The organism is Commensalibacter sp. Nvir (assembly GCF_963921845.1).
In the GTDB taxonomy this organism is placed as follows: Bacteria; Pseudomonadota; Alphaproteobacteria; order Acetobacterales; family Acetobacteraceae; genus Commensalibacter.
Map to the genome: position 1 here is coordinate 1 of NZ_CAWUGZ010000069.1, position 22,757 is coordinate 22,757.

Annotated in this window: 19 protein-coding genes; 15 read left to right on the forward strand and 4 right to left on the reverse strand. The window is 34.6% G+C overall.

Features of this window, described 5'->3' with window-relative positions:
* The first annotated feature begins 99 nt into the window (after positions 1–99).
* Positions 100–684, forward strand: coding sequence for a Smr/MutS family protein (locus AABE15_RS04785; protein ID WP_338330144.1), 585 nt, complete (start codon positions 100–102; stop codon positions 682–684).
* Between the two features lies 1 nt (position 685).
* Here AABE15_RS04785 and AABE15_RS04790 read toward each other — a convergent pair whose 3' ends face one another.
* Positions 686–1,756: a hypothetical protein gene (locus AABE15_RS04790; RefSeq protein ID WP_338330145.1), complete on the reverse strand. Its 1,071-nt coding sequence runs from the start codon at positions 1,754–1,756 to the stop codon at positions 686–688.
* Positions 1,757–2,013: 257 nt separating this feature from the next.
* On the opposite strand from AABE15_RS04790, the gene AABE15_RS04795 reads away from it, so the two are divergent.
* From AABE15_RS04795 to AABE15_RS04855, 13 genes are all read left to right on the forward strand, one after another.
* Positions 2,014–3,264, forward strand: coding sequence for a cytochrome b N-terminal domain-containing protein (locus AABE15_RS04795; protein WP_338330146.1), 1,251 nt, complete (start codon positions 2,014–2,016; stop codon positions 3,262–3,264).
* Positions 3,261–4,052, forward strand: coding sequence for a cytochrome c1 (locus tag AABE15_RS04800; RefSeq protein ID WP_338330147.1), 792 nt, complete (start codon positions 3,261–3,263; stop codon positions 4,050–4,052). The genes AABE15_RS04795 and AABE15_RS04800 overlap by 4 nt, the downstream gene beginning before the upstream one ends.
* On the forward strand, positions 4,042–4,938 hold the full coding sequence (locus AABE15_RS04805; protein ID WP_338330148.1) for an S-methyl-5'-thioadenosine phosphorylase: 897 nt from the start codon (positions 4,042–4,044) through the stop codon (positions 4,936–4,938). Before AABE15_RS04800 ends, AABE15_RS04805 begins: the two co-directional genes overlap by 11 nt.
* A gap of 1,144 nt (positions 4,939–6,082) precedes the next feature.
* Positions 6,083–6,373, forward strand: coding sequence for a co-chaperone GroES (groES, locus tag AABE15_RS04810; RefSeq protein WP_338330149.1), 291 nt, complete (start codon positions 6,083–6,085; stop codon positions 6,371–6,373).
* A 58-nt stretch (positions 6,374–6,431) separates the two neighbouring features.
* A complete protein-coding gene (groL, locus tag AABE15_RS04815; protein ID WP_338330150.1) occupies positions 6,432–8,078 on the forward strand; it encodes a chaperonin GroEL in 1,647 nt (548 codons plus the stop codon).
* 821 nt (positions 8,079–8,899) lie between these two features.
* Entirely contained in the window at positions 8,900–9,103 is a 204-nt protein-coding gene (locus tag AABE15_RS04820; protein WP_338330151.1) for a cold-shock protein, read from the forward strand.
* 1,373 nt (positions 9,104–10,476) lie between these two features.
* Positions 10,477–12,111 carry a lysine--tRNA ligase gene (locus AABE15_RS04825; RefSeq protein WP_338330152.1) on the forward strand — a complete coding sequence of 545 codons (1,635 nt, stop codon included), beginning with the start codon at positions 10,477–10,479 and terminating at the stop codon, positions 12,109–12,111.
* Positions 12,112–12,131: 20 nt separating this feature from the next.
* On the forward strand, positions 12,132–14,228 hold the full coding sequence (locus tag AABE15_RS04830) for a lysylphosphatidylglycerol synthase domain-containing protein (RefSeq protein ID WP_338330153.1): 2,097 nt from the start codon (positions 12,132–12,134) through the stop codon (positions 14,226–14,228).
* A gap of 255 nt (positions 14,229–14,483) precedes the next feature.
* Complete coding sequence (locus tag AABE15_RS04835) at positions 14,484–15,260, forward strand: Bax inhibitor-1/YccA family protein (RefSeq protein WP_338330154.1); 777 nt, start codon at positions 14,484–14,486, stop codon at positions 15,258–15,260.
* Positions 15,261–15,617: 357 nt separating this feature from the next.
* Entirely contained in the window at positions 15,618–16,553 is a 936-nt protein-coding gene (gene cyoA, locus AABE15_RS04840; protein WP_338330155.1) for a ubiquinol oxidase subunit II, read from the forward strand.
* A gap of 5 nt (positions 16,554–16,558) precedes the next feature.
* Complete coding sequence (gene cyoB / locus AABE15_RS04845; protein ID WP_338330162.1) at positions 16,559–18,547, forward strand: cytochrome o ubiquinol oxidase subunit I; 1,989 nt, start codon at positions 16,559–16,561, stop codon at positions 18,545–18,547.
* Positions 18,547–19,152, forward strand: a complete 606-nt coding sequence (gene cyoC, locus AABE15_RS04850) for a cytochrome o ubiquinol oxidase subunit III (protein ID WP_338330156.1) — start codon at positions 18,547–18,549, stop codon at positions 19,150–19,152. Before cyoB ends, cyoC begins: the two co-directional genes overlap by 1 nt.
* Positions 19,149–19,490, forward strand: coding sequence for a cytochrome C oxidase subunit IV family protein (locus AABE15_RS04855; protein WP_338330157.1), 342 nt, complete (start codon positions 19,149–19,151; stop codon positions 19,488–19,490). Before cyoC ends, AABE15_RS04855 begins: the two co-directional genes overlap by 4 nt.
* A gap of 89 nt (positions 19,491–19,579) precedes the next feature.
* Here AABE15_RS04855 and fdxA read toward each other — a convergent pair whose 3' ends face one another.
* Positions 19,580–19,912: a ferredoxin FdxA gene (fdxA, locus tag AABE15_RS04860; RefSeq protein WP_338330158.1), complete on the reverse strand. Its 333-nt coding sequence runs from the start codon at positions 19,910–19,912 to the stop codon at positions 19,580–19,582.
* Between the two features lie 138 nt (positions 19,913–20,050).
* Positions 20,051–20,341: a S4 domain-containing protein gene (locus tag AABE15_RS04865; RefSeq protein WP_338330159.1), complete on the reverse strand. Its 291-nt coding sequence runs from the start codon at positions 20,339–20,341 to the stop codon at positions 20,051–20,053.
* 243 nt (positions 20,342–20,584) lie between these two features.
* On the opposite strand from AABE15_RS04865, the gene AABE15_RS04870 reads away from it, so the two are divergent.
* On the forward strand, positions 20,585–21,316 hold the full coding sequence (locus AABE15_RS04870) for a GNAT family protein (RefSeq protein ID WP_338330160.1): 732 nt from the start codon (positions 20,585–20,587) through the stop codon (positions 21,314–21,316).
* A gap of 517 nt (positions 21,317–21,833) precedes the next feature.
* On the opposite strand, the gene AABE15_RS04875 is transcribed toward AABE15_RS04870, so the two are convergent.
* Positions 21,834–22,757 (reverse strand): hypothetical protein (locus AABE15_RS04875; protein ID WP_338330161.1); only part of this gene is annotated, 924 nt, incomplete at its 5' end.

Below are 22,757 nucleotides of genomic sequence, written 5' to 3' on the forward strand. Positions count from 1 at the left end.
ATTATAAGGTTAACGTTTGATATAACGTTCCCTTGGTGTATGAATAAAGCATTATTTTGTTTTTAAAATCTATAATGTTTGTTTAAAAGGAATCGTTAATTGATTAAAGGTAGACAATTAGATTCAAAAGAACAGCAATTGTGGAACACATATATTTACCAGATTAAGGTAGGTCATCTCAAAAAAAATCATAAAGTAATTTTTGATCCTCCGATAAAAAGGAAGAAAAAATATTTAAAAATCGAAAATGGTGCAACCTTACCATTGAAACCGCTTGATAATTCTTTAATGGATTGTCGTTTAAAGAAATATAGCGGTAGACATACAATAAACAAAATAGAAGCTGTAGGAATACGGCGTCCTGGATTAGATAATCAAACCTGGAGGAAGTTAAATAGAGGTCAGCTAAGGCCAGAAAAAATCCTTGATCTTCATGGGTACACCGCTCACAGCGCTTTGGCTCAATTGGAATTTTTTTTAATGCAATCTTATCGTGATAAGGTTCGATGCGTCGAAGTGATTACAGGTAAAGGCTCGGTTTATAAAGAAGGGGGCATACTAAGACGTGAATTGCCAATTTGGCTTAATCGTTCAACGATAAAACCCTTAATATTGGCCACAGTGCATCCAAATGCGAATAATACTGGGGCTGTACGTATTTTATTAAGACGTAAACGTAATTAATTTATTCTTTATACCATTGAGGGATTTTAATATTTAACCAGCGTTTTAAGGCTAATGCGGCAGTAATTGAGGGGGATACATCGGATAATATTGCGTTACAAACAGGATCGGTTTGCAACGTTATGTAATGTTGACTTGCGAAATTACTTATCTCAGGATCATTTGCGATTTTTGAGGCACACATTCTCCATTTACTTACTAAAGGAGAGGCGGTTAACATAGGAAGAACAACCGCCATGTGTAAGCGTGAAGCCATAGAGAGTGCCTGCCAAGCTTGGTATAAAGTATTTCCATTAAGAAAGTGGTGCAATTTTGAATAAACGTCAAAAAAACTTGGGCTATAATCTGAATTTTTTTCGAAGGAAAAAAAAACATGAAATCCTTTTTTCAATAAATTAGGAAGGTTTTTTAATCCTTCAGTCGAGCTGATCTGCAATGCATCAATTTGACCATTTTTGAGTGCCTCGACAGCTTGATTGTGATCAGTCAATCCTAAAATCGGTACGGTGTTGATTTGCAGTAATTCAATACCCAAGAGTGTGGGAAGTTCTTTACCTATTAAAGTAGAAACGGCAATTTTCATAACTCTATTTCTAAGTAAGTCAGGAATGGAGTTATGAAAAGGTTGCCGTGCAATAACAACGGATGGGATTGTTGCACTTAAAACAGGTATCCAGCGTTCATAATCATAATGAACGCGTTTATCTCCTGCTAATGCTGCAATAAACGCGTTACCTGTAGTAATAAGAGCGGTGTTCCCGTCAGGTGTAATACGTGTATCAAAGCGATTTGCTGCTGTGACACTATCGTGACCTGTTGTATAATCCAAGCTAATTGCGGGTTCGGAGGGAAAATTCTTAGAAAATGATGCCGATAGTTTTTTAGACCAGTAAGCAAGTTTACTGTTTTTTGTCCCGCCCACTAGAAATGAAAATTGAGTTGTTTCATTATGCATTGCCTCAGAACTTATCGAGGAATCGCCAAAAGCATAACATTTTTGGTTCGTATTCTTTATTAAACATAAACCTGTTAATAATTGGGCGAGTTGTCTCTTTGTTACCGAAAGTGGCATGCTTTAAGTACTTTATGACCGAGTTCGTTTTTAAAAAGCTTAGCTTAAAAATGTAATTTTTATCGTTAATAGAGCCTATATTTTACTGGCTATAATGGCATACAATTAGAGTTATTTAAAGGTAATTTGTTTTTGTACTTTATAATTGCATTAATTTTTTTTATTTGGATACGTTTCACATAACAATACATAATAATAGTATACGATTAAAATATTTTCCGTCGCGATCTTTATTTTATGTGTATAAAGTTACCTCTATGAAACAAGATGAAAAAAAATCTGAAATACTAGATAAAAAGAAGGTTTCTTCTCAATTGTCTTTATCTGGTTGGTTAGATCAAAGAGCTCCCTTTTTGTCTTTTTTAAAAAAAGAATACATTGAATTTCCCATGCCAAAAAATTTAAATATTTGGTGGGCGTTTGGAGCGGCTTTATGCATTATTTTATTGTTGATGTGCATAACGGGTATTTTTTTGTCACTTACCTACGTGCCAACAGCACAGGAAGCTTTCTTATCTATCGAAACGATAGAGAGGCGTGTACCTAGTGGTTGGATGATACGAGCCATACATATTGCTGGTTCTAATCTTTTTTTATTTTTTATGTACTTGCATCTTTTCAGAGGTCTTTATTATGGGTCTTACAAATCGCCTAGGGAATTAGTTTGGCTTTCGGGATTAATAATAATGATGATGATTATGATCACTGCTTTTGCAGGCTATGTGTTGCCATGGGGGCAAATGTCTTATTGGGCGGCAAATGTGGTAATGCAGGCTTTATCTTCCATTCCTTGGGTTGGGAAAAGTCTTTCGTATTGGTTGATGGGGGGTACAATTCCTAATACTATTACATTACATCGCTTATTTGTTCTACATTTTGTAGTCGCTTTTGCAATTTTGGTTATTGTAGGATTGCATATTATTTTTTTTCATGTTGTTAAATCCAACAATCCAGAAGGTGTGGAGCCTTGTAAAGAAGAAGAAGTATTGCCTTTCTATCCTTATTTTGTGTGTAAAGACGGGGTGGTTATTGTTTTTGCAATTTTTTTGTTGGTAGTACTTGCTTTTTTCTTTCCTAATTTACTAACCAATAGCGAAAACTATATTAGTGCCAATCCTCTCGAAACGCCTACAACCATTGCTCCAGAATGGTATTTTCTGCCTTTTTATGGAATTCTTCAAGTTGTTCCCTCAAAATTTGGTGGGGTTTTATTGGCTATGGGTAGTGTATGTGTTTTATTTTTAGTACCTTGGCTAGATCGTTCACCGATAAAATCTTGTAAGTATCGTCCTTTGCATCGAGTTTCATTATTTTTATTAATAATGTCTTATATTACGTTGGGAGTTGTTGGGAAAATACACGATCAGCCTTTACTTATTTGGTTGGGACGGTTTGCTTTATTTTATTATTATTTTCATTTTTTAATTGTTATGCCTTTTTCATTACGTTTTGATTTGCAACGATCTTTGCCAAAGTCGCTACTCGACGCTGTTAGAAGTAAACCATGAAAAAAATTCAGTTGAAACGTATTTTGATTGGGGTAGTGATTACGAGCTTTTTTGGTTTGTCTATTATTATAGGAGTAGAAAATAATAATAATCTAAGCTCCCTTTTAGTTTCCAAACACGCTTGGAGTTTTAAGAAATTATGGAGAGGATATGATCTTGCGAGCGTTCAAAGAGGTTATATGGTGTATCGTAATGAATGCGCTTCTTGCCATTCGATTCAATTCATGCAATATGCAGACCTCCAACAAATGGGGCTTACACTTGATCAAATTAATAAATTAGCAGCTACAGATCAAATCCTTGACGGCAAAAATGCTCTAGGTATGGACCATTACCGGGCTGCTACGGTTAAAGATTTTTTTCCGAGACCTTACCCAAATGAGGCTGCGGCAAAACTAGCCAATTTTAATAAAAATCCGGTAGATTTCTCACGATATGCACAAATTGTTACGGGCGGGGAAGATCACATAATGGCAATTTTGATGGGATATCGACAACCCCCTAAAAATTTTCGTACACCTCAGGCTGGGTATTATTACAATCTTTATGCGGTTGATCAACAAATTGCGATGAAGCCTCCTTTGACGAATAATGCTGTTAAATATTTTGATCATTCATCTACGTCTGTTGAGCAGCAAGCACGGGATGTAACTACGTTTCTAAGTTGGACCTCCGATCCACATCTGATACAACGTCATCGTATAGGAATAATGGCTGGATTATATACTCTATTTGTCTTGGTTTTAGTTTTCTTAAAAAATCGTAAAGTTTGGTCTAATGTTAAGTAAAAAAGAAGTGAATAAGGAGTTAAATCCTATTATTGGGATTATTGGAGGCTCAGGAGTTTATGAAATTTCAGGGTTAGTAGATAAAAAATGGGTAACTGTTGAAACCCCTTGGGGGATTCCTTCAGATCAATTGTTAACGGGTAACGTCAATCAGGTACCTTGTGTATTTTTGCCTAGACATGGAAGGGGTCACTCTATTATCCCATCAGAAGTAAACCATAGAGCGAATATTGCTGCTATGAAAAGCTTAGGGGTAACCGATATTGTATCTGTCTCAGCGGTTGGATCCTTAAAGGAAGAATTATCTCCTGGAACTTTTGTAATTGTTGATCAAATTATTGATAGAACTCGCCTTAGAAAAAAAAGTTTTTTTGAAACAGGATTGGTCGCTCATGTTTCCTTTGCAGAGCCGTTTTGTTATCGAGTTGGCAGTATTTTATACGAGCAAGCTTTAACGTTAGGGCTTCCGGTTGTCAGAGGGGGAACTTATTTAGTAATGGAAGGCCCACAATTTTCTACTCGAGCAGAAAGTAATTTGTATCGTTCATGGGGTGCTTCGGTTATAGGGATGACCACCATGCCTGAAGCGGCGTTGGCGAGAGAAGCAGAAATCTGTTATGCAACCCTTGCTATGGTTACCGATTATGACTGTTGGCATGAAGAACATGATGCCGTTAGTGTAGATTCAGTTATAAAAACTTTAAAAAACAATGCGTCAAACGCACAATCGTTAATTTCTAGATTTATACCTGCTTTAGGAAAAGCTGAAAATAAATGTTATTTAGGCTGCCAAAATGCATTGGATAACGCCATTATTACCCCTAAAAATGATCGTTATTCTGATGTGGTTAAAAAATTAAAGAATATTGCAGGAAGAGTTTTATAGTCCAAATTTAATGTTTGTTTTAGTTTGGATTCGTAGCTAAGCCAATCTGATACCGCTGATCGGCTTAGCAGTTATTTATAGATTAAATAATTTTTTCTTTTTTATGAGAATCAAATTTCTGGATCATTAAGTTAAAAAGCAATAGTACGTTTAATTTTATGTACAAGATTTGGGTTTCTAATAAAAAATTCACTAAAAAAGGCATTTACTAAATTGCTGCGTAAGATCTTTTATGTAGATTGGGCATTACAAGAGCCATTGATCATAAAATTTCATTCAAAATTTTTTCGAAGTAATAGCAGGAAAAGATCATCGGTCGTAATGTCAGCCATAATTAAACCATTTTTTCTGGTCTAGATTCTTTAATTTCAGTGGAGTTAATTCTTTTTTTGATAAGGCTTGATTAGCAGGAATAAATAAAAACTCTGGCTTGGTATCATGAACATTTTTTACAAAATTATTGGGAGATAATTTTGCGGAGGTTGGTTAGCGCTAAAAATAATTTGATAAAAAATGATGAAGATTTATTTTGAACAAATCCAAACTGTTTTCGATTAAGCTTTAAAAAAAATCTTTTTTTAGTTCATGAGGATTTTTTTAATTTTTCTAAGTCCAATACATAAAGTTAAGCTAACGTCATTATGAATACATTAAGTTTAGATTCGTTTGAGTTTTGATCAAGTTCTCTGAAATTTATGTAAAAAGTTGATTTATATAATATTGATCGTTCGAAAAAGTTTTGGAAACACCATAGTACTCTGTTTGAAAATAAATTTAATACATAGATTGCGAAGAATCCGTAAATCAAATAGGCGTTGAAGGATAATCAAAGTTAATACAACATTACATCATTTATATTAGATGTTTTTGGAATGCATTTATGTGATATCATGCTAATAATAAACAATTTAATTTTAAATTAATTGTTATTAAGAATCAAAATACCTTAAAAATAACGTTTTATTGGACACTAAAAATTCTTGACAGGATAAATATCAAAGCATAGATTATGATCATTATTAACGGTTATTAAAAGTAGTTTAATAACGTTTAATATTAGGAGTAACGCGGCAAAACGCGCGTAGTTAAAACCCATAATGTCGCTTCGTTAAGGGCATTATATAGAAATAATGGAGCAATCCAAATGGCGAATTTTCGTCCCTTACACGACCGTGTGGTCGTTCGTCGGCTAAATAGTGAAGAAAAAACAGCTGGTGGTATTATCATTCCTGAAACAGCTAAAGAAAAACCACAAGAAGGTGAAGTTATAGCCGTTGGTCCTGGTGCTCGTAACGAGCAAGGACAAATTGTTGCTTTAGACGTAAAAGTCGGTGACAAAATTCTATTCGGTAAATGGTCAGGCACTGAAGTTAAAGTGAATGGTGAAGAACTTCTGATCATGAAAGAAAGCGATATTATGGGTATTGTTGGTTAACAACCCTTATAGCTTTGAGATAGTATAACTTTGATTTATTCTTGTAGGAGATTTAATTATGGCAGCTAAGGACGTAAAGTTTGGAGCTGATGCTCGCCAACGTATGTTGCGAGGAGTAGACATTTTAGCAGACGCTGTTAGAATAACGTTAGGACCAAAAGGTCGAAACGTTGTTCTTGATAAAAGTTTTGGTGCGCCACGCATTACCAAAGACGGTGTATCCGTTGCTAAAGAAATCGAACTTGCAGATAAGTTTGAAAATATGGGCGCACAAATGCTTCGCGAAGTTGCATCTAAAACTAATGATGTTGCTGGTGATGGCACAACCACAGCTACCGTGCTGGCACAAGCTATTGTTCGTGAAGGGTTAAAATCCGTTGCAGCTGGTATGAACCCAATGGATTTAAAACGTGGGATCGATAAAGCGGTAACCATTGTTGTTAATGAATTAAAAGCGAAAACAAAAAAAATATCGACCCAATCTGAAATTGCACAAGTAGGAACAATTTCTGCCAATGGTGAAACTGAAATCGGTGAGATGATCAGTGAAGCGATGGAGAAAGTGGGTAAAGAAGGCGTTATAACCGTAGAAGAAGCAAAAGGTCTACAAACCGAGCTTGCTGTAGTCGAAGGTATGCAGTTTGACCGTGGTTATATTTCACCGTATTTTGTAACGAATGCTGAAAAAATGACGGTTGAGCTAGACAATCCTTTTGTGCTTATACATGAGAAGAAATTGTCCTCTTTACAGCCTATGTTACCTCTTTTAGAGAGCATTGTTCAAAGTGGGCGTCCGTTATTGGTTATTGCGGAAGATGTAGATGGAGAAGCATTAGCAACTTTAGTGGTTAATAAATTGCGTGGTGGACTTAAAATTGCAGCTGTTAAAGCTCCTGGATTTGGTGATCGCCGTAAAGCTATGTTAGAAGATATTGCCATTTTGACCGGTGGACAAGTGGTCAGTGAAGAGCTTGGAATTAAACTTGAGAGCGTTACCATAAATATGTTAGGGAATGCTAAAAAAGTTCGCATTGATAAAGAAAACACTACAATTGTTGAAGGTGCTGGCGAAGCCGAACAAATTAAAGCACGTTGCAATCAAATTCGCGCACAGGTTGAAGAAACTACTTCTGACTATGATCGAGAAAAATTGCAAGAACGTTTGGCTAAATTGGCTGGCGGGGTTGCAGTTATACGTGTTGGTGGTTCTACAGAAGTTGAAGTTAAAGAACGTCGTGATCGTGTAGACGATGCGTTAAATGCGACTCGTGCCGCTGTTGAAGAAGGTATCGTTCCTGGTGGTGGTGGTGCATTAGCACGTGCATCTTTAAAGTTAGCGAACTTTACCCATGAAGTTGATGACCAGCGCGTAGGTGTAGAGATTGTTCGCCGAGCTTTACAAGCACCTTTACGTCAAATTGTTGAGAATGCTGGCGAGGATGGTGCAGTTATAGCAGGTAAAATTCTTGAAAACGACGATTATAACTTTGGTTTCGATGCCCAGGTAGGTGAATTTAAAGACCTCGTTCAGGCAGGTATCATTGATCCAACCAAAGTAGTTCGTAGCGCACTGCAAGATGCGGCTTCAATTGCTGGATTGTTGGTTACCACTGAGGCTATGGTAGCAGAACGTCCTGAAAAAAAGACTCCTGATGCTCCTGCTGGAATGGGCGGAATGGGCGGAATGGGCGGAATGGATTTTTAGTTTTTATACTTTGTCTGTTCCCTTTTGCTAGCTTATAATACATTAGCCGCTACGTTAGTAGCGGCTTTTTGATTAAAATTTTTAAAAATTGTTTGATAATTCTATTAAAATAAATGATAATTAAGGTTTAAGTTAATATTTTGAAGTAAATAATTTAAGTAGTAGTTGTGTGAAGTTTTAAAAATAACAAAAGTTTTATAAAAAGCTTGTAAATTTTGATAATGGTTAGGTAATTGTTTGTTACCGTTAACGTACACAATTTTATTTGTTTGAAGCAGTGAAAATTAATTATAAGAGATTTAAAAATTTATTGGCAAACTATGTTTTTGTCGAGAAGTAATGATATTTTTTTATTAGTTACAGTGTGTCGTACAACGAAAACCATTTTTATATCATTTTATTTTGATCGTATGGGTACACTTTGATTTGCAAATCAAACGTCATCATGCATATGAGCTTAATTTAATTTTTCATTAAAAAAATTGTATGTCTCATTTTATTGAATGTGAGAAAACAAGAAATTGTCACATCCAATCATAAAAAATTAAGTAAATCATTATTAATATTAATAAATATTTAATCTAATATTAATAAATAATTAAAGATTTTTAATCTTTATTATCTTTTTAGTCTAAAAAAAGTTTTTCTGTGAAAAAAAGTTAATATTTTATTTGACAGTAAGACTTTTTTATGTGCAAATAATAATTGAAAAGCTCAACGAGTTTTTTATCAAGCTAACGGAAATGCTTTCGTTTGATATTTTAACTTACTATTAGGTTCAATCTCGGGCTTAATAATTTTATGATAAGGATACGCGGTTAATGCAAACTGGAACCGTGAAATGGTTTAATCCTACTAAAGGATTTGGTTTTATTGTACCTGAAGAGGGCGGCAAAGATGTGTTTGTTCACATTACAGCTGTTCAAGCTGCTGGTCTTAGAGACCTCAAAGAAAATCAACGGGTCGGTTACGAAATCGTTACCGAAAGAGGAAAGGCTGCTGCAGCTAATTTAAAACCTCTTTAAAATATTATTACTGTATAACTTATAAACAGTAAGCAAGCCGGTTCTATACGAACCGGTTTTTGTTTTTTAAATGATTGTAACACTAGCAAAGTGTTAGACGCTCGGACGATATGACATGCTTATTCTAAGGTGTGATGTTTTGTATCAACAGAGTAGAAAAAGCGATCAGCAATTTTTTGATAGTCTGATGCATTAATGTTTTAAAAATTGTATAATTGATTTTGGAGCAAACTAAGCAGTTTCAACGTTAGACTTAAGTTTGATGTTAATTATATATTTTTTATACATTTGGGTTTTGTTTTGAAACAGAAACATAGTAAAGTATAATTACAAGTATGATATCTTAAATTTTTTATAAATGACACGTAGTTTTTTGATTGTTAATAGATCAAAGGAAGTAAAGTTTAGATTTCAGTGTAGACAGTCATATATGTTTAAAGTTTTTTAGTTTTTGAGTATGCATTAATAAATTTATTTAAATGTCGTTTTGATATTTAAATATACGGTTTTTTGCTGAATGTTTTATTTTCTTATAATTATTAAAATAACGGTAGATAGATAAACTATTATATCTCGAATTGCAGTTAAATTTTTTTCATTAACAATTAGAGCAGTTTTTACAGTATCTGGAATATAAGGGATATGGGCCAGTCCATTTTTTGTTTAATAATTTACAAATAGCTCGAGCTTGTTAATAAATCCTTTTTTCGAGTGTGTTTTTATTTGGCTAGGGTTGTTTAGCTTTATAACTTAAATTTAATAGTTTTTTGACATCAAATCATTCAATAATAGCGTCAAATAATATGTAAAACAGATTTATTAGAATGAAATTGAAATACTGAAGCCTTTTAATTTCATTTGTAATTGCGTAATAACAAAATTTGCGTATCTTAAGTTGAACTATGGGTGTTACGGTTGCAATCAACAAAATGTTGAATATGGCATTAAATAATTGTAAGTAAGAAATCCTTTAAACAAGATTACAATATAGCGAAGTTGAATGGATAGCAAAGGTTTGAGCGGTAAAGCTCAAATTATGTGGTAAAATAGGTAAAACTGGATCGTTTAAGAATATTAAGTTAAGCATTAAGTAGTCAGTTGGGACCTTGGATTGTACTAAAGGATTGATTGTGAGTGCTAATGGTGTTTGGAGTAGTTTATCATTTTTTCAATCTTTGTAAGTCAAAAATTGGGAAATGTGCTTGCTATTGTTAACGTAGAGTCATGATGTATAGTGTTGAGACTATGTATTGTTTAAGTAATATTTTTTGCAGTTGAAATGGCATCTCTAAAAATAATCTCGATCATACTGATTTGAGCATAGATTTTAATTCCATAACAGAGGGCAGGCAAAAAATATTGTCTGTAATATAATGAACAAATTTGATTTTTCTTCTTTATCTTCACATTTGAAGGCATGGCCATTCGAAGAGGCATCTAAACTTGCTAACCATATGAAGTTAAAAAAGAATAAATCTGATAAACCTGCCCTGCTCGAAACAGGCTACGGGCCTTCTGGCTTGCCTCATATCGGTACATTTGGTGAAGTTGCTCGAACTTCTTGGGTGCGGCAAGCCTATCAAGCTTTAACAGGAATGCCAACAAAGATGTTGGCTTTTTCTGATGATATGGATGGATTGCGGAAAATTCCTGAAAATGTACCGAATCAAAAAATGTTGGCCGAGCATCTTGGTAAGCCTTTATCAAAAATACCAGATCCTTTTGAAACCCATGAATCATTCGGTGCGCATAATAATGCTAGGTTGTGTGCTTTTTTAGATCGCTTCGGCTTTGATTATGAGTTTGCTTCTTCAACTCAATATTATTTAGAAGGGCGTTTTGATGAGACCCTGATAAAAATTTTATATTTTCATGAAGAAATTGTTTCTGTTATTGCACCGACACTCAGAGATGAAAGAAAAAAAACATATTCTCCAATATTACCTATTCATCCATTAACAGGTGTTGTTATGCAAGTTCCCATGGAAAAAATAGATGTAACAGCGGGTACGGTTGTTTGGCGCGACGATGAGGGTAAAAGCTTTGAAACTCCAGTAACGGGTGGTCATGCTAAATTGCAGTGGAAAGCTGACTGGGCTATGCGTTGGGTCGCATTAGGGGTAGATTATGAAATGTCTGGTAAAGATTTAATCGATAGTGTGCGACTTTCAAATAAAATTTGTAAGATCTTAGGGGGTACTCCCCCCACAAATTTGACATATGAGCTTTTTTTAGACGAGCAGGGTCAAAAAATCTCCAAGTCAAAAGGGAACGGTTTGTCTGTAGATGAATGGTTAAGTTACGCTCCTCCCGAAAGTTTATCTCAATTTATGTTCAATACCCCTAAAAGAGCAAAAAAACTATATTTTGATATTATACCAAAGGCAACGGATGAATATCTAAAACATATTTCAGATTGGCAAGAAATTGCTAACAGCACCCAAAATCACTCAGAAATAAATAGTCAAATAGAAATTCTAAATAATCCAGCGTGGTTTATTCATAAAGGGGAATTGCCCAAATTGGCAGGAAGTCCTGTTTCTTTTACAATGCTACTCAATTTAGCCAGTGTTGCCAATGCAGAACGTTCTGAAGTATTATGGGGGTTTTTAAAAAAATACGACACTGACGGATCTTTTGAAAAGAAACCTTTGTTAGCAAACCTCGTCAATTTTGCATTTCATTATTATAAGAATTTTGTCAAACCAAATAAATCATTTCGTCATGCTAATGAAAAAGAAAAGTCGGCTCTAATGGATTTGGTTTCTCAATTAGAAATCGTGAAAAATAAAACTTTGTCTGGAGATGACTTGCAAAACCTAGTTTTTTCGATTGGGAAAAAACACGAATTTGAGCCTCTGAGAAGTTGGTTTGGTTGCTTGTACGAAGTCTTGCTGGGTCAGAAAGACGGTCCTCGTTTTGGCATATTTATTAGTTTATATGGCATAAAAGAAACTATTCAACTCATTCAAGATAAACTTAAAAGTGATAATAATTTTGCACTATAATTAAAAACATTCATAGGAACATGCACTCTTTGGATTATAATGATAAACGTAAAAAATCTTTTTATAAAAAAAATAGTTTAAAAAAAACTAAGAAGAGTTTTTTATTTAAAATAGTTCCCCGTATTGTGGGGATTATCTTATTTTCTATAGCTATTTATGTGCTGTATAATGAATTTACACATCTTAGTCTTAAAGAAATTCAGATTTCTTTAAAAAACATACCTACTTATTCTTTAATTTACGCTGGATTGTGTACATTATTATCTTTTTTTGTTTTGTCTTTTTACGACAAATTGGCTGTGAAACAAGTAGGCTATCCTCTATCTTTTTGGAAGTCTACGTTTGCCTCTTTTTGTTCTTATGTTTTATCCCATAATATTGGTTTTTCAGCATTATCTGGTGCTGTTGTAAGGTTTCGTCTTTATGGCAGCTGGGGTTTGCAACCACTGGCTATCATGCAAATTATCGCTTTTTGTTCTGTTACTTATATGTTGGGTGCAGCAGTCCTAGTTGGTGGATTATTTATATTTGAATCCAATCATTTACCTGTTATTGGGCAGCAATTTCCAGCAATTATTTTTATTATTTTAGGTAGTTTGGCTTGGATTGCAGTCATTTTTTACGTATTTATTTCTTTTTACTGTAGTGAATTAAAATTATGGAAATACCGCTTCTCGTTTCCTAGTCCAACTATGGCTTTGGCTCAGATTGGTATCGCCACAGCAGAAGTGATCGCTACTGCAGCTATTCCGTATTGCATCATACCTGATCACGCGGTGATATCTTCTTATCAAAGTATTGATTTTGCTTCTTTTCTCAGTATTTATATTGCATCATACACTGCAGGGTTGATCGCAAGCGTTCCTGGTGGAGCAGGGGTATTTGAAGGGAGTATGCTTTTAGGGCTCAAACCCTATTTGCCGGTTTCGGATATTGTCTGTGTTATATTTATATTTAGGCTATTTTATTATTTAGTCCCTTTATTTTTTGCCGGCATATTGTTTGCAAGTTATGAAGTATTTCTTAAAGGAGAAGTTGCGCTTCATAATAATGCAAAAAAAATACAGGTTTTTGACTTAAGACCTATTCCCACGATAAATCAAAACATCCGTGAAAGTGACGCAGCGTTTTCGGTTTTAGTTGGAGCTGCGGCTGTTGGTATTTGTGGGTTGATTGTTTTGGCTTTGCCAGTAGTAGATCCTACTATATGGCAATCGCAGGGAACTGTTTTTTCTTTTATTGAAGTGATAGGAGATTATGCGCTCTCTTTTTTTGGACTATTATTACTTATTATGACTATAGCTCTTATCAGACGAATTACAGTAGCTTGGCGATTAAGTTTATTTACACTTATTATGTTAGTAGCCATAACCCTAATACGCGGAGCGCCTTTATATATTCCCGCTATGCTAGCTTTAGTGGCTTTTTTTATTGCACCTTTTAGATCTTGTTATTACCGTACTGCCAGTTTTCTAGCAACACCACTCTCCTTTAAAGTAGCTGTGGAAGTTATTATTTTGTTAGTAACCGTCTACGTTATAATTTGTATTAACCCGCCAAATTTGAATGGTCAAAGCGTTACTGAAATTATTCTTTCTCATCATGTATCCTTACATACAAAGTGGATTGTTGGGTTAATGGTTGCTGTAGGGTCATTAATTTTGTTTCAAATGACTTTACCTGCTAAAATAAAATATGAAAAATGGTCAGATGAGCATAGAAAACTTTACGAGTTACTGTCTAATTCAAAACAATCTCCTTTTGATATATTAAAACCGACGCATATTCTGATTTGCTCCACTGAAGGTACTCTTATTCCTTTTATAAAAAGGAATAATGTCATTATAGGACTTGGCGATCCAGTGGGAAACGAACCCGAAATTATTAATACAATTTGGCGTTTAAGGGATTTAAGTGTACAAGAAAATTGCTCTATCGCTTTTTGGGAAGTTAAAAAACGATATTTATCAGTGTACAGAGATTTAGGGCTTGTAGATATTTCCATACCCAAACGACAAGATTTTTACGTATGCTGTGAGCCAAGTTATACAAATACACTAATGCGTTTTATTCAGCGGATTGGACAAAAAATTACATCAACTTCTTTTGATTTTTAAATTAGATATAGATATAAATAGGGTAATAGAAGAATTAGATACCTATTGAACTGATGTGTTTTTAACTAACAAAGGTATTTCTTTCTAAATATAGTTTGGATAACGCATTAAGATGCTTAATTTTATCTTGATAAAGTAATAATTAACATTGATTTAAAACGTATTATGTGTAAAATGAAATGGGATTAACCTTGCTATTTGTCGAATAGTTACAATATATTAGACAAATGTTAATTTTATACGGAAATGAGCTAAATGATGTTTCGTCCTGATTCTTACAACAATACTGCCAATGTAAACGAACAGATCGCCTTTGACCAAGGCCTTCGCAGTTATATGTTACGAGTCTATAATTGGATGGCTTCTGGATTATTTTTAACTGCATTAGTTTCTTATTTAACGGTAAATACCCCTATGGGTAATTTGTTTTATCATACAGTTATTAATGATATGGGCGAAACCGTTCAAACCGCTGCCCCTACAGGGTTAGGTTTTTTGGCAATGTTATCTCCTTTGGCGTTTGTTCTCGTCATGTCTTTTGGAATCAATCGCTTATCTACTCAAACCGCCCAAACTCTTTTTTGGCTTTTTTGTGCGGTAATGGGCATAAGCATGGCAAGTATATTTCATATTTATACTGGGGAATCAATTGCCAGAACTTTTTTTGTCGCCGCTGGTATGTTTGCGGGTGTGTCGTTATGGGGATATACAACTAAACGTGATTTAAGCGGTCTAGGCTCTTTTTTGTTTATGGGGTTGTTTGGTCTAGTGATTGCTATGGTGGTCAATATATTTCTTCATAGTTCAGCCATGGCAATGTTGTTTAATATTGTTGGGGTTTTAGTTTTTACAGGCCTTGCAGCTACGGATACGCAAAGAATTAAATTGTCTTATCAAACCTTTTATCAATATGAGGGACCAGATATGGCAATCAAACGAAGCGTTTTTGATGCTTTGACCTTGTATCTTAATTTCATTAATTTATTTCAATTTCTCTTACAATTTATGGGTGTGAGACAAAATAACAACTAGTCTTTGCGATAAGTTAATTATTAAAGGCGTGCCAAATTAATTTTGGCGCGCTTTTTTATTTACATTAATGCTATTTTAAGTATGCTGTAATTATTAAAATGTTAAAATGAACTGAACGTTCAATTCATTTAATTTTATACGTTTCATTTAAAAAACTAAATACTGTTTTGATCTTCTTGATTAAAAATGGAGCGTTGGATCACGTTTTCGCAATATATAAAATTGTCCTTTTAAAGTTTAAAATATGGTATTATTATGACAAATCTCTACAAGAGTTTTAAACGTCTTATTTATTGAAAAATTCAATAAATAAATGGGTTGATGAGTTGAGAAATGTTAAAATCAACGAGGCATAGAATGAAAAAAATATTGCCGAAGGTTTTGTTATCGGTAATGGGATCCATGTTTGCAATAGTTTTAAGTGGCTGCAAGCTTGTAGTTTTAGATCCAAAAGGTACCATAGGGTTACAAGAAAAATCGTTAATAATGATGACCGCAGGGGCGATGCTATGCATCGTAATTCCCGTCATTATAGCGACTATAATTGTGGCTTGGCGTTATCGCAAGTCGAATACGAATTCAACATATGCTCCCAAATGGGATTTTAGTTATACCTTGGAAACTATCATCTGGGGCGTTCCTATGTGTTTGATAGCATTTATTGCCTATCATACTTACATATCTTCTCATAAATTGGACCCTTACAAACCAATTTTAGCTCCTGCAAATAATCCTCATGCTAAACCCATCAACCTGCAAGTAATTGCCTTAAATTGGAAATGGTTATTTATTTATCCAGATTACGGTATAGCGTCGGTCAATGAGATGGCTGTGCCCATTAATACCCCAATTGCCTTTCGTCTAACGTCAGATGCTGTAATGAACTCTTTTTGGATTCCTCAGTTAGGATCTCAGGTATACGTAATGGCAGGTATGCAGACACAATTGCATTTGATGGCTATTGAACAAGGAAATTACGCAGGCTTAACCAATAATTATAGCGGTTCAGGGTATTCCGATATGAAATTTAGAGCTTTGGCTAAAGATGATAAAGGTTTTCAAGATTGGGTTAGCAAAGTTAGAGCATCATCCAACCAACTTAATGATAAGACATATGCCAAATTACATATTGAGAGTATAAAAAATCCGGTGGAGTATTATGCACGTGTCGAACCTGCACTTTTCGATAATATTGTTGCAAAATACAATAATGGAATGGTTATGGATAAAATCACGGGTAAAATGATCTATACAGGTTCAACTCACTTTAGTAATACGCAAGCAGGGGAATGAGTAAGATGTTAGGAAAATTAACCCTTTCTGCTATCCCATATAATGTCCCAATTCTCGTAGGTACATTTATTGGCGTAGTTGTCATTGGATTGGCAGTTTTAGGTGCTATTACCTATTATGGGAAATGGGGAGTTTTATTCAAAAATTGGCTCTTTTCCGTTGACCATAAGCGTATTGGTATTATGTATATTGTCTTAGCGCTTATAATGTTGTTTCGTGGGTTCACCGATGCATTAATGATGCGGACGCAACAAGCTCTTGCTTACAATAGTCCAGGTTATTTACCGCCCAGCCATTACGATCAAATTTTTACCGCTCACGGTACAATCATGATATTTTTTATGGCTATGGCGTTTATGCAAGGTTTGTTTAATTTAATTGTTCCTCTGCAAATAGGTGCTAGAGACGTTGCGTTTCCTTTTATTAATTCATTAAGTTTTTGGTTAACTACGGCAGGTGCAATTTTAGTCAATATCTCTTTATTTATTGGAGACTTTTCTACAGCGGGTTGGTTGGCTTATCCCCCTGTATCTGAATTGCAGTTTAGTCCAGGTGTTGGCGTGGATTATTATATTTGGGCTATTGAAATTTCGGGTATCGGAACAGTATTAACGGCAGTTAATTTTTTAACTACTATAACGAAAATGCGTGCCCCCGGTATGACTTGGATGCGTATTCCCATATTTACTTGGACCGTTATTGCTTCATGCATAATGATTTTTACAACTTTTCCTGCTTTAACGGTAGCCATAGGTGAGCTGGCTCTTGATCGTTATTTGGGTATGCATTTCTTTACCAATGAAGCGGGTGGTAACGTTATGTTGTTCCTCAATTTAATATGGGCTTGGGGACATCCTGAGGTTTATATTTTAGTTATTCCAGCTTTTGGATGTTTTTCTGAAATCGTTCCTGTTTTTAGTAAAAAACCATTATTTGGTTATCCTACGATGGTTTATGCGACAATGGCTATTACGATATTATCGCTATTTGTCTGGGTGCACCACTTCTTTACAATGGGAGCAGGAGCAAATGTTAATACCTTCTTCGGTATTATGACAATGATCATTGCTATTCCGACAGGTGTTAAAATTTTTAACTGGTTATTTACTATGTATCGAGGCAGAATTGATTTTACTGCACCCATGTATTGGACCATTGGATTTATAATTGTTTTCGTTATTGGTGGAATGACTGGGGTTATGCTTTCCATTCCAGCAAGTGACTTTGTGTTGCACAACAGTGAGTTTTTGGTTGCACATTTTCATAATACCATTATTGGTGGCGTTTATTTTGGATACATTGCCGGAATGAATTTCTGGTTCTCAAAAGTAACGGGTTTTAAAATAAGTCAAAAACTTGGTAAAGCTGCTTTTTTCTTCTGGTTTTTTGGGTTTTTCCTAGCATTTATGCCTTTATACGTTACAGGGTTTGACGGTATGGTGCGACGCTTAAACCATTACGATAATCCAGAATGGCACATTTGGTTGCAAATTGCATGTTTAGGTGCATTTTGTATTTTAGTAGGTATTGTTTGTCAGTTGGCTCAATTGTTTTTAGCAATTATAAATGCCAAGAAACCAGAAAATATTGATGTAACCGGCGATCCATGGGATGGACGAAGTTTAGAATGGTCTACCTCATCGCCGGCACCATCATATAATTTTGCACATATTCCTATCGTTCACAGTCGTGATGCGTACGCTTATGATAAAGAACATGGTATAGACACTCGACGTACCTCCGAACCTTATCATGACATTGTTATGCCCAAAAATACTTCGACAGGATTTTGGATTGGTATTATTTCCATTGTTTTAGGATTTTCTGCAGTTTGGCATATTTGGTGGTTATTTATAATCAGTGGAGTTATTATCTTAGCTATTGTTATAGGGTACAGCTTTATAGATGATAAAGAATTTATAATACCAGCATCAGAGGTTGAACGTATTGAAAAAGAGTATTCACGTAAACTTATGACACAGGTGGCTGAATAATGACTGAAAATATTATGACAGTGAATAGTGTTTCCGAAGAACATGAGCATCAAAATCATTCAGTCTTTGGCTTTTGGATATATCTGATGTCAGATTGTATAATTTTTGGTTGTTTATTTGCCAGTTATGCCGTCTTGCGTTTTCAATTTGCAGGTGGTCCTACAGCTAAAGAAATGTTCGAGCTTCCGGGAGTAGCCATGGAAACGGCTCTTCTTTTAGTAAGTTCTTTGACTTTTGGTTTTGCCATGATCGAAGCGTATAAAGGGAAAAAGACCGGAACAGTTTTTTGGATGATTGTATCCGCGATATTAGGAGCAGGCTTTTTATTTCTAGAAATAAAAGAATTTATTTATCTTATTGCTCATGGTGCTTCTCCTGATGTAAGTGCCTTTTGGTCTACTTTTTTTACGTTGGTCAGTACGCATGGATTGCACGTTACCCTTGGAATAATTTGGATGATTGTTTTAATTGTTCAAATATTGTTAAAAGGAATTAACTCGAAAATGCTGCCACGTTTGGCTTGTCTTAGTTTATTTTGGCACTTTCTTGATATTATTTGGATTTGTGTGTTTAGCTTTGTATATTTGTTGAGTATGGTCCCATGACAGAAAACCAAGCCGTTATTTCCCACGAAAAACATTATCAACATGGAAACGTGGTGTCGTATATTGTTGGATTTGTACTTTCTGTAATTTTAACTGTGATTGCCTTCTATATCGTTATTTCTCATTCTTTATCGTTAATGGCGACTGGAATTGCGTTGGGTATATTGGCAACATTACAGATTATTGTGCAATCTAGTTTGTTTTTGCATGTTAGTCTCATGCCCAGCAAGAGGGTTGATTTAATTTCATTTTTATTTAGCGTGTTTGTTGCTTTGGTAATTGTTTTTGGGACATTATTCGTCATGCATAATGTTGGACATTTTATGATGTCTAGATAAATATTTGGGATTAACTTTCGAGAAAAATAAACAAAAAGCCAAGGATTTTCTAAGACCTTGGCTTTTTGAATTTTATGATAAAGAATTGTTTAGCTTTTATGAGGATTTTTGGACAATAAATCTTTTTTATTTGGCTTGCCATTCCATTCATCCGCATCAGGTGGAGGAATTTCCTTTCGAGTCAAATTGGGCCATATTTTTGAGAGCTCACTATTCGTTTCGATCCAGCCTGTTGATCGGTCATCACTATCAGGGAAAATAGCTTCTGCTGGACATTCAGGTTCGCACACACCACAGTCAATACATTCATCTGGATTGATAACCAAAAAATTTTCACCCGCATAAAAACAATCCACAGGACAGACTTCAACACAATCCATATATTTACAGCGTATACAATTCTCAGTGACCACATAGGCCATTGTGTTCTCCGATTCAAATTCGTTTAGAGGAGAATTCCTCTTAAGGAACTTTGTAAATTTAAATTAATATTAGTTTTGATTTTAATCAGTTTTTCAGGGATAGGACCACTGAGTGCTTTTCTTTTAATACGACAGAAATTATTTTTCAAGGATTTCGTCGTAAAGAGTGTATGCTGCCTTTGCAGGCGAGCGCTCGGTTGGTAGTTTTTTGATTTTTATAACTACAATTTTTTTGTTGGTGAAAAAAGTTAATATATCATTTTCTTTCACCAAATAAGCTGGTTTTTTTACAGGGTATGAATTTAATCGTATAGATTGGCTTTTGATGAAATGTGAAGATGAAGTACGTGTCCTAAAAAATCGGCTACGCCATAACCATGTATCTAATCTTTGTAAATGAATCTCTGATTTAAGGATGTTTTTTTTCATAGCATCGGTTTACCTCGCAAAGAGGTGTTTCCAGCTTTTGCAAAAAGAAGTGTGGACGGCTATTAATTGTTTTCTTTTATATAATGTAGAAAGAATTCATTCTTATTTTTCACAGTTAGTAGATTTTATATCTTAGGATTTTGGAAGCAAGTAAAAAGATAATTTGTGGCTCTTTAAAAATACCATGGTTTGATATTTTACATGTTAATTTTATTAAGTTACTGACTTAAATGAGAAAATAAAATGGTAAGATTAAATGCTTTTGGGCAACCAATAGGTAAAGAACTTCCAAATTGGAGGGGCGCACGCCAGCCGGAGAAAATAGTCCGTATGGGACGTTACTGCCGTTTAGAACCTATTTCTGCTTTACTGCACAGTAAACAATTATATTTAAGTTTTAACCAAGCTGCGGATCAGCGTGACTGGACTTATTTATTGTCAGGCCCGTTTTTAACACTGACCGATTATCAAACCTATTTAAGCCATTTAGAAACCTGCCGTGATCCTTTGCATTATGCCATTATGGATATGATGACACAACAAGCGGTTGGTACAGTCGCATTGATGCGTATAGATTCTTTTAATGGTGTAATTGAAATCGGAAGCGTCATTTATTCGTCTTCCATGAAGCGGACGCGTATTGCAACCGAAGTGATTTTTTTATTACTTACTTATGTATTTGGTGAATTGGGTTACCGTCGTTTAGAGTGGAAATGTGATGCATTAAACGCTCCTTCACGTGCAGCGGCCAAACGTTTTGGTTTTACCTATGAAGGTCTTTTTCGGCAAGCAGTGGTTACGCGCGGGCGTAATCGCGATACAACATGGTATTCAATCATTGATAGTGAGTATCCAGCATTAAAGAGAGCTTATGCACAATGGTTATTGCCTGCCAATTTTAATGCTCAGGGAGTTCAGCGCAGTAAACTTAGTAAATATATCACTGAACAACGCGCGAAGTCGTGCTATAAGTAATTAAATGATATGACGATTGCTTCGCCAGTAAAATATTTCGCTAAGATTACTAATGATGTAAAATATTAAAATGGCGCGCTTAATAGGTTTTAAATAATTGGATCATCCATAGCGTCAGTTTTTATGTTTCTCTATTTATTCTTAGTTGAATCGAGAAGCGTATTAAAATTTGTTATTAAAACTAAATTGATAGGGGTATGAACAATTCGCTACGTTAGAGGATGTGCACTGTTATGTTTAAAGGCTTTAGTTAGTATTTAGCAAAGCTTACTTTTAATACAGTAGAGCTAAATATCGTAGTGTTAGCAGGTTAATATTGCAATTAGCGCAATAATAAGTTTCGAATAAACTATAGTTTTTTTGATCCAACTTCCGTTATTTTAACCTATGAAGACGGCTGGTATTTGCACCGACGCAAACTTTTAGTCAGCGCTTGCTTTTTCTAGTTAGAATTAATTATTGGCCACATAATAACTATATATCAAGATATTAAGGCTTTATAAATTAATTGTTTTTTTTAATTATGTCTTTTGTTTTCATAAAATTGCTTTAAATCAAAAAGAGAAGTATTTTTCAAAAGTTGTTTTTGTAACAGTTTATGTTTAATTTTTTGGATTTTGTTCCGTGTTTGCCCTTCACGGAAAGAAGAAGGACCTATTCTTTCGAGACAGGCAGGCCCCATGGGAATATGCCGTAAAGATTGTGCTTTAAAAAATGTTAAACCTAACATTTTAGCAAACGTTGCTCCCAATGTAGATGAGTAGGGGAGTGGGTAAAAATCGTTTTTATTAATTAATGAAAGAAATTTTTTATGCCTTGCCTTCAGTTTTTTTCTAATGCTGGTTAAAACGTCAATCCTGATATAATTTTCATCTAATTTTACCCAGCCCAAATAACGGAAAAATTTTTCATTACAAGATTCTGTCTTTTGGAAATGATAAAGGCAAAAAAGGGGTAAATACTGGCTATTGTCTTCTTCATAATAAAGATCGTAAAATAAAGCCCTTAACTTGATGTTTTTGGGGGTAAACAAGTGCTTTGTATACACAGCTTCATACGCAACAATTATGTCATAACGAATTAATATTTTTTTTTCCTTGAGCGAGAACCATTGCTTTGATTTGTTCCACATTAATCCCATAGTTTCTAAAAGTTGATAAATCGTGCCATTTAACGGAGTGTTTTTCGTATGGTCGTATAATTCATTGAAATTGAAGTAAAGCGATCGAGATAAATGCGTTAAAGTGGTATTAAGACGTTTCAAGATTAAATGTTGCTGATTGTCATTTAATAAATCCTTATTTAATACGTTAATCTGGGGTGTGATCAGGTCACGCCCTTTTCCAAGTTTTGCAATAACTGTGTTTTCCCAGATAAAATATTTATGTTCATAATCCAGTTCAATGGTGTCATCGCTCGCGCGAATGAATTGGTCTACTTG